Below are 11975 nucleotides of genomic sequence, written 5' to 3' on the forward strand. Positions count from 1 at the left end.
TTCAGCCTCCAATCGCTTCGGCCGGATCGACCTTCAGCGCCATACGGATGGCGACAACGCTGGCCAGCACACAAATAACCATCACCGCGAAGAAACCCAAGATTGAATCAATGGGCATCAGCAATACGTATTTGGGAAACAAGGGTGCAGCGAAGGTAGCCGTGATCTTGCCAACGACAAAACCGATGACCCCAAGTACCAACGCCTGCTGCAAGATCATTCCCGAAATCGTGCGGTTGCGTGTGCCGATGAGCTTGAGCACTGCGATTTCGCGAATTTTGTCCATCGTCAGGGTGTAGATGATGAACGCCACGATGGCGGCGCTGACCACAGCCAGAATCACCAGGAACATGGCGATTTGCTTGGCGGATGTGGCAATGAGTTTTCCCACTAAAATCTCTTCCATCTGCGCGCGGTCATAAACCGTGAGCCGTTTCCAGCGCCGTATCGGTTCAGCCACTTCCTGCGGGGAGTATTCAGATTGGATACGCACCAGCACCGCATTTACCGAGTTGTTACTGGTTTGTGAGGCAATCACAGCATCGAGCAGACCAGGCACGCCGGGGCGGTTAAAGGCCGGATTGGCTTCGGTGCGGCGACGCTGCATCAGAATGGCGTCGTTGTCTTTGAGGAATTGCGCTTCTTGCGCATCCTTGAGTGGGATGAACACCATTGGGTCGCCACTGGAGGACACCATGCGGCGGGTCAGGCCAACTACTGTGTAATGGTTGCGGCGAATTTTCACCTCATCGCCCAGCCGAAACCCGGTGGCGATGTCCGCGACCGCCTCATAGTGGCCACGTGTAATCTGGCGCCCCGCGACCAATTGAGGTGGCCAACCCGATGTTCCCGGTTCGCCTGCCGCAATGCCCACGACCATGGCGCGCACATCCTTTTCACCTCTTCCGACCTGCATGGTCAGGTAGGTCACATTGGCGGCCTCTGCGACGCCCGGCAGGGTGCGGATGCTGCGCCACAGGTCATCAGGGATGCTGGAAGACTCGGCATAAGGGCCCAGGGTATCTTTCTGTACCACCCACAAGTTGGCACCACTGTTGTCCAGCAACACCTTACCGTCATCGACCATGCCGCGATACACACCCGCCATGGTCAGCGTGACGCCAATCAACAGGCCCAGGCCGATGCCCGTAAAGATGAATTTCCCCCAGGCATGAAGGATGTCACGTCCGGCCAGGCTTATCACGGTGAGACTCCTGGCAGACGATCGACGATGTTAATCCGACTCTTGGCGCTGAGTGTCTTTTCGCTGTAGAGCACGATCTGGTCGCCAACGCTCAAGCCCTCGAGCACCTGAACCAGGCCATCAAGACTGGAGCGGCCCAGCACGACCGGAGTGAAAGTCAAACCTCCTTCAACCAGCTTCCATACACCGCGTTTTCCATCGACTGTCCGAATTGCGGCATTGGAGATGGTCGGCGCGGCAGGCAATTCGCCCAGTTGCACAGTCACCTCCGCCAACTCACCCAATGGTGGAAGAGGTACTGGAGGCGCGTTGAAAACGATTTTTGCCAGGGTTTCCTCAGTCACGGCATCGGCACGAGGCTCGATTCGCAATACGTGTCCCGCCACTGCCTGAGATCGCCGTGATCTCAGAACAATCTTGGCTGGAAGCCCTATAGCCAGTCCCTCGGCACTGATTTGATCAAAGCGTGTATCAACCCACAGGCTTGCGGTGTCAATTACTTCGATTACCGCTTGCCCCGCCACCACCGTGGTGCCAGGGTCTGCATCGCGTGCTGCGACCAGTCCGGCAACCGGTGCCACCAACCGCAAGTTTCCGCGTTGAGCGCGGAGCGCTTCCAACTCTGCGCGCAGACGCGCGATATCTTCTCGCGAGGCGACCAATGCCGCGCTCGCCACAGCCAGTTCTTGCCGTTTGGTGACTACCGTTTCTTCGCTGGTGCCACGCACCGATAAAAGCTGCTCATAGCGTGTGGCCTGTGTCTGCGCGAAAGTTTCTTTGGCCGCAGCCTGTCGAAGTGCAGCTTCGGAACTCTTGATTGCAGCCTGCTGAGCGCTAACGCGATCGTCCAGGTCCACCGCATCCATTTCACCGAGCACTTGCCCTGCCTTAACGATATCGCCGACATGCACATCCAACCGCTTGACGCGCCCGGCAACGGTGGGGCCGATTTTGTAAGTAAAGCGCGCTTGTACTGTCCCTATACCAGCTAATGCTGGGGCAACGGAGCGGGACTCTACCGTGCTGACAGTAGCTGCAATAGGAGCCAATGGCCCTGAACGCAAAGCAACATAGATGAAAAGTAGTAGAAGCGGAATGATGATTACGACAAGTGCCAGTGTGCGGCGTTGTAAGGGTGGAAATTTCATGACTCACTCCCAATGCCACGACGATAGATTGCAAAAACACCAGAGGCATCGCGACGGATGCGAGCGGCGTCACCCGCGATGAGTGACTGCATCACCAAGCCCTGGATGGAGCCGATGAACGATACCGAGGCAGCCTCGATATCGAGGTTGGCATCAAGCTCGCCTATCGCCTTGCCCCGCTCCAGTAGATGGCGCAAGCGTTCTCCGTACCGTTGAATTAAGGTCTGAACCATCCTTTTAGGGAGTGTTTCTCCGGGCCGCTGCAATTCTCCGAAGAGCATCCGTGGCACACCCGGATGCTCGGAAACGAAGTCGATATGAGCCATGAAGACCGCTTCCAGCGCGGCAAGAGGAGAAGTCACGTTCTGTGCCGCCCTGTCTACTCGGGAAAGAAGACGTTCCGCCACCCATGTCATCACTGCTTCGAGAATGGCATCCTTGGTGGGGAAGTGCCGGAACAGCGCGCCTTGGGTCAGGCCCATGCGCTGCGCGATCGCCGTGGTGGTGATGTCGCTGGGATTCTGCTCAGCCGCCAGATTGATCACCGCCTCTACGGTGGCCGCTCTCCGTTCATCAGCCGGAAGGTGCTTAGGGTGTTCGCTCATCGCCAATCCAAAAGAAAGTAATCTATTACTATCTTAGCAGGTTGTGTGATGAGAGTAAGACCCTATCTGACAGCGCCCAATGAACTCAACGCCAAGTTCGACCCCGAGCCAAGGTACCCAGCTTGTCGGTTGGCCCCTACAGGCAGGTTTAGCGCGTACTGAATTTAGTCAGTTTTTTTCTTTCACCGGCACAGTGCAATCGACTTCTGATGTTTGGTGCGGTCGTCTTCTGAAAATGACACTGACACTTTTGCCTTTGGAGGCATCTTGCAAGGTCAACGCATCGGCTATGTCCGCGTCAGCAGCTTCGACCAGAACCCGGAACGGCAATTGGAGGGTGTTCAGGTGGCGCGGGTGTTCACCGACAAGGCTTCTGGCAAGGACACCCAGCGTCCCGAGCTGGAAAGGCTGCTGGCCTTCGTCCGCGAGGGCGACACCGTGGTGGTGCATAGCATGGACAGGCTGGCACGCAACCTTGATGACCTGCGCCGCATCGTCCAAGGGCTGACACAACGGGGCGTGCGCATGGAGTTCGTCAAAGAAGGGCTGAAGTTCACCGGCGAGGACTCACCGATGGCCAATCTGATGCTGTCGGTCATGGGAGCCTTCGCTGAGTTCGAGCGCGCCCTGATCCGCGAACGTCAGCGCGAGGGAATCGTGCTGGCCAAGCAGCGCGGTGCCTACCGGGGACGAAAGAAATCGCTGAACAGCGAACAAATTGCCGAGTTGAAACGGCGAGTTGCGGCAGGCGACCAAAAAACCTTGGTGGCCCGTGACTTCGGCATCAGCCGCGAAACCTTGTACCAGTACCTGCGGGAAGACTGACCATGCCACGCCGCTCAATCCTGTCCGCCACCGAGCGCGAAAGCCTGCTGGCACTGCCAGATGCCAAAGACGAACTGATACGGCACTACACGTTCAACGAAACCGACCTGTCGGTGATCCGTCAGCGTCGCGGCGCCGCGAATCGATTGGGCTTCGCTGTGCAGCTTTGCTACTTGCGATTCCCTGGCACCTTTTTGGGCGTCGATGAGCCTCCGTTTCCGCCCCTGTTGCGCATGGTGGCCGCGCAACTCAAGATGCCAGTGGAAAGTTGGAGCGAGTACGGCCAGCGCGAACAGACACGGCGGGAGCACTTGGTCGAGCTGCAAACGGTTTTTGGGTTCAAGCCCTTCACCATGAGCCACTATCGGCAAGCCGTGCATACATTGACCGAGCTGGCCTTGCAGACCGACAAAGGCATCGTGCTGGCGAGCGCACTTGTCGAGAATCTGCGGCGGCAGAGCATTATCCTGCCCGCCATGAATGCCATCGAGCGCGCAAGCGCCGAGGCCATCACCCGTGCCAACCGACGCATTTACGCGGCGCTGACCGATTCTTTGTTATCACCCCACCGTCAGCGCCTGGACGAACTTCTCAAGCGCAAGGACGGCAGTAAAGTGACGTGGCTGGCATGGCTGCGCCAGTCGCCTGCCAAACCGAACTCTCGCCACATGCTCGAACATATTGAGCGCCTGAAATCCTGGCAAGCACTTGATCTGCCCGCAGGCATCGAGCGGCAGGTTCACCAGAACCGCCTGCTCAAAATCGCTCGTGAAGGTGGCCAGATGACGCCTGCTGATCTGGCAAAGTTCGAGGTGCAACGACGCTATGCCACGCTGGTAGCGCTGGCCATCGAAGGCATGGCCACCGTCACCGATGAAATCATCGACCTTCACGATCGCATCATCGGCAAGCTGTTCAACGCGGCCAAGAACAAGCATCAGCAGCAGTTCCAGGCTTCCGGCAAGGCGATCAACGACAAGGTGCGGATGTATGGGCGCATCGGTCAAGCGTTGATTGAGGCCAAGCAAAGCGGCAGCGATCCGTTCGCCGCCATCGAGGCCGTTATGCCCTGGGACACCTTCGCCGCCAGCGTCACCGAAGCGCAAACATTGGCGCGGCCTGCCGACTTTGATTTCCTGCACCACATCGGTGAAAGCTATGCCACGCTACGCCGCTACGCGCCGCAGTTCCTGGGCGTGCTCAAATTGCGGGCTGCGCCCGCCGCCAAGGGTGTGCTCGATGCCATCGACATGCTGCGCGGCATGAACAGCGACAGCGCGCGCAAGGTGCCCGCCGATGCGCCAACCGCATTCATCAAGCCGCGCTGGGCAAAGCTGGTTCTGACCGACGACGGCATCGACCGGCGTTACTACGAGTTATGCGCCCTGTCGGAGCTGAAGAACGCGCTGCGCTCCGGTGATGTCTGGGTGCAGGGTTCTCGCCAGTTCAAGGACTTCGACGAATACCTGGTGCCGGTCGAGAAGTTCGCCACTTTGAAGCTGGCCAGCGAATTGCCGCTGGCAGTGGCCACCGACTGCGACCAATACCTGCATGACCGGTTGGAATTGTTGGAGGCGCAACTCGCCACAGTCAACCGCATGGCTGCGGCCAACGACTTACCGGATGCCATCATCACCACCGCGTCAGGCCTGAAGATCACGCCGCTGGACGCGGCAGTACCAGACGCCGCGCAAGCCATGATCGACCAGACAGCTATGCTGCTGCCGCACCTCAAAATCACCGAGTTGCTGATGGAGGTCGATGAATGGACGGGCTTCACCCGCCACTTCACACACCTGAAGACCAGCGACACGGCCAAGGACAAAACCTTGCTGTTGACGACGATCCTGGCCGACGCGATCAACCTGGGTCTGACCAAAATGGCCGAGTCCTGCCCTGGCACCACCTACGCCAAGCTGTCTTGGCTGCAAGCCTGGCACATCCGCGATGAAACCTATTCGACGGCGCTGGCCGAGCTGGTGAATGCGCAGTTTCGGCAACCCTTCGCCGGCAACTGGGGTGACGGCACCACGTCATCGTCGGACGGCCAGAACTTCAGAACCGGCAGCAAAGCAGAAAGCACTGGTCATATCAACCCGAAGTATGGAAGCAGTCCAGGACGGACTTTCTACACCCATATCTCCGACCAGTACGCGCCCTTCAGTGCCAAGGTGGTCAACGTGGGCATTCGTGATTCAACTTACGTGCTTGATGGCCTGCTGTACCACGAGTCGGACTTGCGCATCGAGGAACACTACACCGACACGGCAGGCTTCACCGATCACGTGTTTGGCTTGATGCATTTGCTGGGATTTCGCTTCGCGCCGCGTATCCGTGACTTGGGCGAAACCAAGCTATTCATCCCCAAGGGCGATGCCGCCTATGACGCGCTCAAGCCGATGATTAGCAGCGACAGGCTGAACATCAAGCAAATACGCGCCCATTGGGATGAAATTCTGCGGCTGGCCACCTCCATCAAGCAAGGCACGGTAACGGCTTCGCTGATGCTGCGCAAACTCGGCAGCTACCCGCGCCAGAACGGCTTGGCCGTGGCGTTGCGCGAGCTGGGGCGCATCGAGCGCACGCTGTTCATTTTGGATTGGCTGCAAAGCGTGGAGCTGCGCCGCCGCGTCCATGCGGGGCTGAATAAGGGCGAGGCGCGCAACGCGCTGGCCAGGGCGGTCTTCTTCTACCGATTGGGTGAAATCCGCGACCGCAGTTTTGAGCAGCAGCGCTACCGGGCCAGCGGCCTCAATCTGGTGACGGCGGCCATCGTGTTGTGGAACACGGTATATCTGGAGCGTGCCACCAGTGCTTTGCGTGGCAACGGCACGGCGCTGGACGACACATTGTTGCAATATCTGTCGCCGCTGGGGTGGGAGCACATCAACCTGACCGGCGATTACCTATGGCGCAGCAGCGCCAAGGTCGGTGCGGGGAAGTTTAGGCCATTGCGACCGCTGCCACCGGCTTAGCGTGCTTTATTTTCCGTTTTCTGAGACGACCCCAGGCCCATCGAGGCCAGCGTTTCCGCAGCCTGTGCCTTGACGTTTTCGTCCACGCGAACGTGAATCATAGTGGTGGTAGCAGCCATGATGGCCTCCTGTTGCGACTGATTGAGATGCTTTGTATCTCACGTTGTCGGTGCTAGCAAGGCCCCGGCTTTCTTATTTGTAGGTATGTATATACATACCTATGGCGGCCACGGCAACAGCTTGGCGATGTTGCGCGCATCTTTAAGGCCTCGGTGGTGCGCGCCATCGAGCGGCAGGCCCACCATCTGCAAGGCGCGGGCTATACCAATTCCTCGATCTTGCGGGCCTTGGCGAACCGGCTTTTGAGGTTGACATGCTCGAAGGCTGCGAGAGCGGGTTCTGAACGCCATGTCGCTCGCCGTCGCGGGCAAGCTGCTTGAAGTCGAATTGGCTCCTGCGCCCCCTCGTTGCGCCTGGTGCCTGATGCCGTTGGGCGAAGCTGGCTGTCAATCAGCATCCAAAAGTTTCCATTTGATCAGCCGGTTTTCACCTGATTTCTCCGCTGCTTGAACCGGAGTGAGTCGTTGCCAATTTCCTGAATTTCGCTGTGGTGTGTCAGCCGATCCAGCAAGGGCGTCGTCATTTTGGCATCGCCGAACTCGGTGTGCGGATTCTGGTGCAAATGATCACCCATTCTGATCACTCGTGACCACCTCGCTGAGCAGGTGTGATCAGCCTGCTGGTCATGATGAGCAGCACCGTTGTCGTCCATAGGTCTTGCATATGCCACCAGGTGGCGTATGATGAACATATGTCAATCATATGCATGCCAAGGAGCTTCCAATGCGCACCGTTTCTATTTTCAAGAATGGCAAGAATCAGGCTGTTCGCCTGCCTAAAGATATGGAGTTCGACGGTGTATCCGAGCTGGAAATTGTCAAAAATGGCGATTCCATCACACTACGCCCGTTGCGCCCAAGCTGGCTGTCTTTTGCTGATCAACCCAAAGCAGATGATGATTTTCTGCAAGACCGTTCGCCTGTTGTGGGTGATGAAGGCAGGTTTGTATTGTGATTACATACATGCTGGATACGTGCATTTGTTCGTTCATCATGCGCGAACGCCCTGAGTCGGTTTTACAGCGCCTCGCTCACGAGGTGAGTCGAAAGAACCAGATTGTCATTTCCGCCATCACCTACGCTGAAATGCGCTATGGCCAGATTGGCAAAAAGGCATCGCCAAAGCATTCCGTACTGGTGGACGAATTTATCCGCCGCATTGATGGCATTCTGCCGTGGGATAGCCATGCCGTAGACGCGACGGTATCCGTCAAACAGTCACTTGCAGCGGCGGGTACGCCCATTGGGGAAAATGACACGGCAATCGCCGGACACGCTATTGCCAACGACTGTATTCTCGTCACCAATAATCTTCGCGAGTTCAGCCGAGTGCAAAGTTTGAAAGTTGAAGATTGGGTTCATTAATCTGGTAAGCAGGATGGTCACGAGTGCTCAGCACCGTGTTCACGAACGCCAGAAATGGTGGTCACGAGTGACCATATTCCGCACTCGGTGACCTGCGGTGTGTTGCGAACATCAGACAAAACCACGTTCTGAGAACGTGGTTGGTCTACTTTCCGTTTTCTGTGACGCAGCCTCCCAGCTCCGGCGAGCCACCCGGCGGCGAGGGCGGGGTGTTAGGCTGCGCTCCATGGTCTTGCAGTCCGAACAGTGCTCGGTCGTCAGGCCGGGTCAGATAGGCGTCCAGGCGTTCCATGAATCGCCCTCTGGCCGTTTCGTCGCGTTCCATCATTTCCAGAACCAACGCCCCCGCCAGAATCTTGCGCCGTGTGTCCTCTGCCCTGCTGCGTTTGGCGTCGGCTGCCCGTTTACGGGCTTCGATTTTTTGCCGCTGTGCCTTGGCCTGTTTTAGCTGCTCTTCCAGCTTGCTGATTTTGTCGTTTATGTCCGCCATGCTTCCCCCTTTGGTTGTGGTGTGGCATGGCTATTCTAGCGCGGTCGGAGGGGATGCGCCTCCGGGAGCGAAGGGCTAGAATAGCCCGCAGCACCATCCCCCGCGCCGAAAGGCAAGGGCGCACTTATGCAAACTTCGTTTGCGTGCGGTCGCTGAGCGACGGAAAACCCAAAGGCAAAAGCAAATGGCGATTTATCACCTGTCCGTGAAAACGATAAGCCGGTCGGCTGGCCGATCTGCGACCGCCGCCGCTGCTTATCGTTCAGGTGATGAAATCACCGACGAGCGAACCGGCGAGATTCACGACTATCGGCGCAAGGCCGGTGTCGAATCTGCCGAGCTGGTCTTGCCAGCCAATGCGCCAGAGTGGGCAGCCGACCGGGCTGCGCTCTGGAACGCTGCCGAGCAAGCCGAAACCCGGAAGAACTCAACCGTGGCGCGGGAGTTCGAGATTGCCTTGCCCGCCGAATTGCCCGCAGCGCAACGGCGGCGACTGGCTCAGGACTTCGCCCGCGAAATCGTCGAGCGCCACGGTTGCGCGGCAGACGTGGCGATTCATGCGCCGGGCAAGGAAGGCGACAATCGCAACCATCACGCCCACATTCTGCTATCGACTCGCCGCCTCACCTCGGTGGGCTTCACCGAGAAAACCCGCGAGCTGGACGACCAGAAAACCGGCAAGCAGCTTGTCACCGAATGGCGCGAACGCTTCGCCAGTTTGCAGAACGAGCGACTGGCCGAGGCGGGCATTGCCGCCCGCGTTGACCACCGCAGTCACGCCGAGCGCGGGCTTGATGAAGTGCCGGGGCAGCACTTCGGGCCAGCAATCGCCGGGATGCTGCGCCGGGGCGCAACCTCTGACGTGGCCGAGCGTATCCGGGCTGAACAGGTCGAAGCCCTGCTAACCCGCGCCAAGGAGGCGGGCGAGCTGGAGCGGCAAGCGAAGGCGATAGACAGAACCATCCTCGACTTGTCCGGCAGCCTTGAGGCGGCCAAGGCTGAACGCGCCCAGGTTGATCAGGCGAAGCAATCCGCCGCCGCAGGCATGGCCGACTTCCGGGCGCAGTTCGAGGCGCACAAGCAGGCCGAGGCCGGAAAGCAGCAAGCCCGCGATGCCTTCGAGCAGTTCAAGGCCGACCAGCAGCGCCGCATCGAGCAGGCCAGAGAAGCCGAGCAGCGAAACGCTGCCGAGCTGGCGCGGCAGCGGCAGATCGAGGAAGCCAAGCAGGCCGCCAAACCGCAGGAAAACAAACCAGCCCAGCCCAAGCGCAGCCGCGATAGCGGGCCGGATTTTTCGATGTAAAACATACAAAAATGCAATTATGTTGTTTTGTGTTTGCGTTTTTATTGTGCAATAAAGCCATCAAAAACGAACGGATTTGCAGATATGAAGCCTCTTGATGTCGATAGTTTTGCAGTGTTGACCCGCACCGGGTGCGTGCACCGCGTTTTTCTGACCCCGTACCCCGCCATTGACGGCGGTGGCTGGTTTCTTGACGTTGATCACAACGACCACGGGCTAACCCGTGAGCTGCACACCAAGCGCACCGGCTTGCGGGTTTTCAAAACATCGGACGCGGCCATTCGGGCGCTGCATGAGTGCGGCTATGCGGGTTCGGTAGTCGTGGTTATGAAGCCAGAAGTATGAAGCCGGAAGGGGGCAAGTGATGGACGCACAGCAACAGCTATTCGGCCTGATGGCCTTGGCAGAAGATCAGCAAAAAGCGGTACAGGCCGCCATCGAGGCGCTAGAAGCCGAGCGGGAAACGCTCCAGCGCGAGCGGGAAGCCTTCAAACAGGCCACCAGCGCAGCGGCGGGCGTGGTGGTTGAGGTCAAGCAAGCCGCTGCGGCGGCGATTCCGGGCGTTCAGAAGGCCGCAGAAAACGCCGTAGGCGCTGCGGTGAGGGTTTCCCTTGCTGGCGCGTCACAAGCGGCGGCAAACGCGCTAGAAACGGCTTCTAGCCCTATTCTGTCGGCCTTGACGGGGGTGGTGCGGGCGGGGGAGAGCGCCGCCGACCGCCTGAACGCTGCAAGCGCCGCGTTTGGCTGGCGTTGGGCAACCGTGGCGGGCGGCATTTCAGCGGGCGCGATTGTGGCCGTTTCGCTGGTGGCGTGGGGCGCGGTCTGGTGGCAACGCGGCGAGGTTGAGAGCTTGCAGGCCGAACGGCAGGCGCTGGCTACTGATGTGGCGCGGCTGCAAGTCAGCGTGGCCGACTTGGAAAAACGCGGCGGGCGCATCGTGATGAACGACTGCGGCGGGCGGTTGTGCATCGAGGCCAGCGGCAATCAGGGCAGGGACAGCAACGGCAAGCCCGCGCCGCTTGGCAGCTGGACGACCAAGGCCGGGGCGATTCTGGTCATTCCGAAGGGGTACTAATGGGCTGCGGGGAGCAAGCACGAGCTGGGTACAGGGACTGACACAATCTGCTGTGGCGGTTGTTGGGTGAATTCCGCGCCAGCCTGTTCCTGGAGGCTCCGCAGAATTAGGAAAAAATTGTGCGCTAAGCCACTGCGGCTGATTTACTACTTGAAGTCTGGCTCTCCTGCCCTCCATCAACAAAGGCGTCGCTGGTTGACGCGGTCGTGGAAGCTGGTGCGGCCGCCTTGCAAATCCAGTTAAAAAAGCTGGGTGGTGTAGCCTGTCTTGCTGACTTGGCATGTAATGACAGGCCGCTGCGACGCATGGGGTTCCCGGATCTCGTAAACCATTCGAGGTGCCCGCTTGTAGCAACTGGCTGGTCATGCCGTCAAACAGGGCGGTGGCACCGGCAACGCCGATGCGGTTCTCGAACTCCCAGATCGTGGTGCGGTCGGGAATGTTGGCGGCGTGGGTGAGGCCGCAGAACCGCTGGTAACTCATGCGGTCGAGCAACTGGAACTCCATCTGCTCATCCGACAGGTTGTACAGGCGTTTGAGCACCAGAATGCGCACCATGGTTTCCGTCGGAAACGCCGGCCGTCCACCCTGCAGGCTGACCGGACGCGGCGCCACTTGATCGACTCGCAGTGCCAGCGCGATAAAATCGATGTGACGCTCGATGCGCTGCAGCGGATCGCCCAAATCATCAATCTTCGCGCGATGGCGGTCAGCGGCAAACAAGTCGGTTTTGATGGCAGAGCGGTTCTTCATGGCTGTATCTTACGGATTCTGTACGGTTGCCAGTTTACACGCCTGGGCTGCTGGGGTTTTTCGAGGTGCCCATCTATGTCGCCAAGGTCGCACACACCGCATTTCCCGGCGCA

At 58.9% G+C, this 11975-nt stretch carries 12 protein-coding genes and 2 pseudogenes; 7 read left to right on the forward strand and 7 right to left on the reverse strand.

The window, feature by feature from the left end; all coding sequences use genetic code 11:
- Position 1: 1 nt before the first annotated feature.
- The 3 genes from INR99_RS16355 to INR99_RS16365 are packed head-to-tail and all read right to left on the reverse strand — an operon-like array spanning position 2 to position 2957.
- Positions 2–1204: an ABC transporter permease gene (locus tag INR99_RS16355; protein WP_054257780.1), complete on the reverse strand. Its 1203-nt coding sequence runs from the start codon at positions 1202–1204 to the stop codon at positions 2–4.
- Positions 1201–2352 carry an efflux RND transporter periplasmic adaptor subunit gene (locus INR99_RS16360; protein WP_054257779.1) on the reverse strand — a complete coding sequence of 384 codons (1152 nt, stop codon included), beginning with the start codon at positions 2350–2352 and terminating at the stop codon, positions 1201–1203. The genes INR99_RS16355 and INR99_RS16360 overlap by 4 nt, the downstream gene beginning before the upstream one ends.
- Complete coding sequence (locus INR99_RS16365; RefSeq protein WP_054257778.1) at positions 2349–2957, reverse strand: TetR/AcrR family transcriptional regulator; 609 nt, start codon at positions 2955–2957, stop codon at positions 2349–2351. The genes INR99_RS16360 and INR99_RS16365 overlap by 4 nt, the downstream gene beginning before the upstream one ends.
- A gap of 267 nt (positions 2958–3224) precedes the next feature.
- Between INR99_RS16365 and INR99_RS16370 the strand changes: the two genes are divergently transcribed.
- A complete protein-coding gene (locus INR99_RS16370; RefSeq protein WP_001162012.1) occupies positions 3225–3782 on the forward strand; it encodes a recombinase family protein in 558 nt (185 codons plus the stop codon).
- 2 nt (positions 3783–3784) lie between these two features.
- A complete protein-coding gene (locus tag INR99_RS16375; protein ID WP_001138073.1) occupies positions 3785–6757 on the forward strand; it encodes a Tn3 family transposase in 2973 nt (990 codons plus the stop codon).
- Here the strand turns inward: INR99_RS16375 and INR99_RS16380 are convergent.
- Together INR99_RS16380 and INR99_RS16385 are read right to left on the reverse strand one after the other, a co-directional pair.
- Complete coding sequence (locus INR99_RS16380) at positions 6754–6876, reverse strand: type II toxin-antitoxin system RelB/DinJ family antitoxin (protein WP_228098388.1); 123 nt, start codon at positions 6874–6876, stop codon at positions 6754–6756. The genes INR99_RS16375 and INR99_RS16380 overlap by 4 nt on opposite strands.
- A gap of 416 nt (positions 6877–7292) precedes the next feature.
- Positions 7293–7427, reverse strand: a pseudogene (locus tag INR99_RS16385) (ATP-binding protein); the annotation flags it as partial.
- A gap of 173 nt (positions 7428–7600) precedes the next feature.
- On the opposite strand from INR99_RS16385, the gene vapB reads away from it, so the two are divergent.
- Positions 7601–7831, forward strand: coding sequence for a type II toxin-antitoxin system VapB family antitoxin (gene vapB / locus INR99_RS16390; protein WP_194117432.1), 231 nt, complete (start codon positions 7601–7603; stop codon positions 7829–7831).
- Between the two features lie 8 nt (positions 7832–7839).
- Positions 7840–8241 carry a type II toxin-antitoxin system VapC family toxin gene (locus INR99_RS16395; protein ID WP_228098405.1) on the forward strand — a complete coding sequence of 134 codons (402 nt, stop codon included), beginning with the start codon at positions 7840–7842 and terminating at the stop codon, positions 8239–8241.
- A gap of 145 nt (positions 8242–8386) precedes the next feature.
- Here the strand turns inward: INR99_RS16395 and INR99_RS16400 are convergent, their stop codons facing one another.
- Positions 8387–8731 carry a DUF8583 domain-containing protein gene (locus INR99_RS16400; protein ID WP_228098389.1) on the reverse strand — a complete coding sequence of 115 codons (345 nt, stop codon included), beginning with the start codon at positions 8729–8731 and terminating at the stop codon, positions 8387–8389.
- Between the two features lie 184 nt (positions 8732–8915).
- Between INR99_RS16400 and mobQ the strand changes: the two genes are divergently transcribed.
- The 3 genes from mobQ to INR99_RS16415 all read left to right on the forward strand — a co-directional run bounded on the left by mobQ (position 8916) and on the right by INR99_RS16415 (position 11109).
- Positions 8916–10034 (forward strand): MobQ family relaxase, encoded by a 1119-nt coding sequence (gene mobQ, locus INR99_RS16405; RefSeq protein WP_194117434.1) that lies wholly within the window; start codon positions 8916–8918, stop codon positions 10032–10034.
- A gap of 84 nt (positions 10035–10118) precedes the next feature.
- A complete protein-coding gene (locus INR99_RS16410; RefSeq protein ID WP_194117435.1) occupies positions 10119–10379 on the forward strand; it encodes a hypothetical protein in 261 nt (86 codons plus the stop codon).
- A gap of 19 nt (positions 10380–10398) precedes the next feature.
- Entirely contained in the window at positions 10399–11109 is a 711-nt protein-coding gene (locus tag INR99_RS16415; RefSeq protein WP_194117468.1) for a type 2 periplasmic-binding domain-containing protein, read from the forward strand.
- Between the two features lie 339 nt (positions 11110–11448).
- Here the strand turns inward: INR99_RS16415 and INR99_RS16420 are convergent.
- Positions 11449–11862 (reverse strand): annotated as a pseudogene (locus INR99_RS16420) (transposase); the annotation flags it as partial.
- Positions 11863–11975 lie beyond the last annotated feature (113 nt).

Source organism: Chitinilyticum piscinae (genome assembly GCF_015223195.1).
Taxonomy (GTDB): domain Bacteria; phylum Pseudomonadota; class Gammaproteobacteria; order Burkholderiales; family Chitinibacteraceae; genus Chitinilyticum; species Chitinilyticum piscinae.

Excerpts from the sequence above, each read along its gene's own strand:
- INR99_RS16360 (WP_054257779.1), bottom strand. The coding sequence starts at position 2,352 with ATGAAATTTCCACCCTTACAACGCCGCACACTGGCACTTGTCGTAATC.
- INR99_RS16365 (WP_054257778.1), bottom strand. The coding sequence starts at position 2,957 with ATGAGCGAACACCCTAAGCACCTTCCGGCTGATGAACGGAGAGCGGCC.
- INR99_RS16375 (WP_001138073.1), top strand. The coding sequence starts at position 3,785 with ATGCCACGCCGCTCAATCCTGTCCGCCACCGAGCGCGAAAGCCTGCTG.
- INR99_RS16380 (WP_228098388.1), bottom strand. The coding sequence starts at position 6,876 with ATGGCTGCTACCACCACTATGATTCACGTTCGCGTGGACGAAAACGTC.
- vapB (WP_194117432.1), top strand. The coding sequence starts at position 7,601 with ATGCGCACCGTTTCTATTTTCAAGAATGGCAAGAATCAGGCTGTTCGC.
- INR99_RS16395 (WP_228098405.1), top strand. The coding sequence starts at position 7,840 with ATGCTGGATACGTGCATTTGTTCGTTCATCATGCGCGAACGCCCTGAG.
- INR99_RS16400 (WP_228098389.1), bottom strand. The coding sequence starts at position 8,731 with ATGGCGGACATAAACGACAAAATCAGCAAGCTGGAAGAGCAGCTAAAA.
- mobQ (WP_194117434.1), top strand. The coding sequence starts at position 8,916 with ATGGCGATTTATCACCTGTCCGTGAAAACGATAAGCCGGTCGGCTGGC.
- INR99_RS16410 (WP_194117435.1), top strand. The coding sequence starts at position 10,119 with ATGAAGCCTCTTGATGTCGATAGTTTTGCAGTGTTGACCCGCACCGGG.
- INR99_RS16415 (WP_194117468.1), top strand. The coding sequence starts at position 10,399 with ATGGACGCACAGCAACAGCTATTCGGCCTGATGGCCTTGGCAGAAGAT.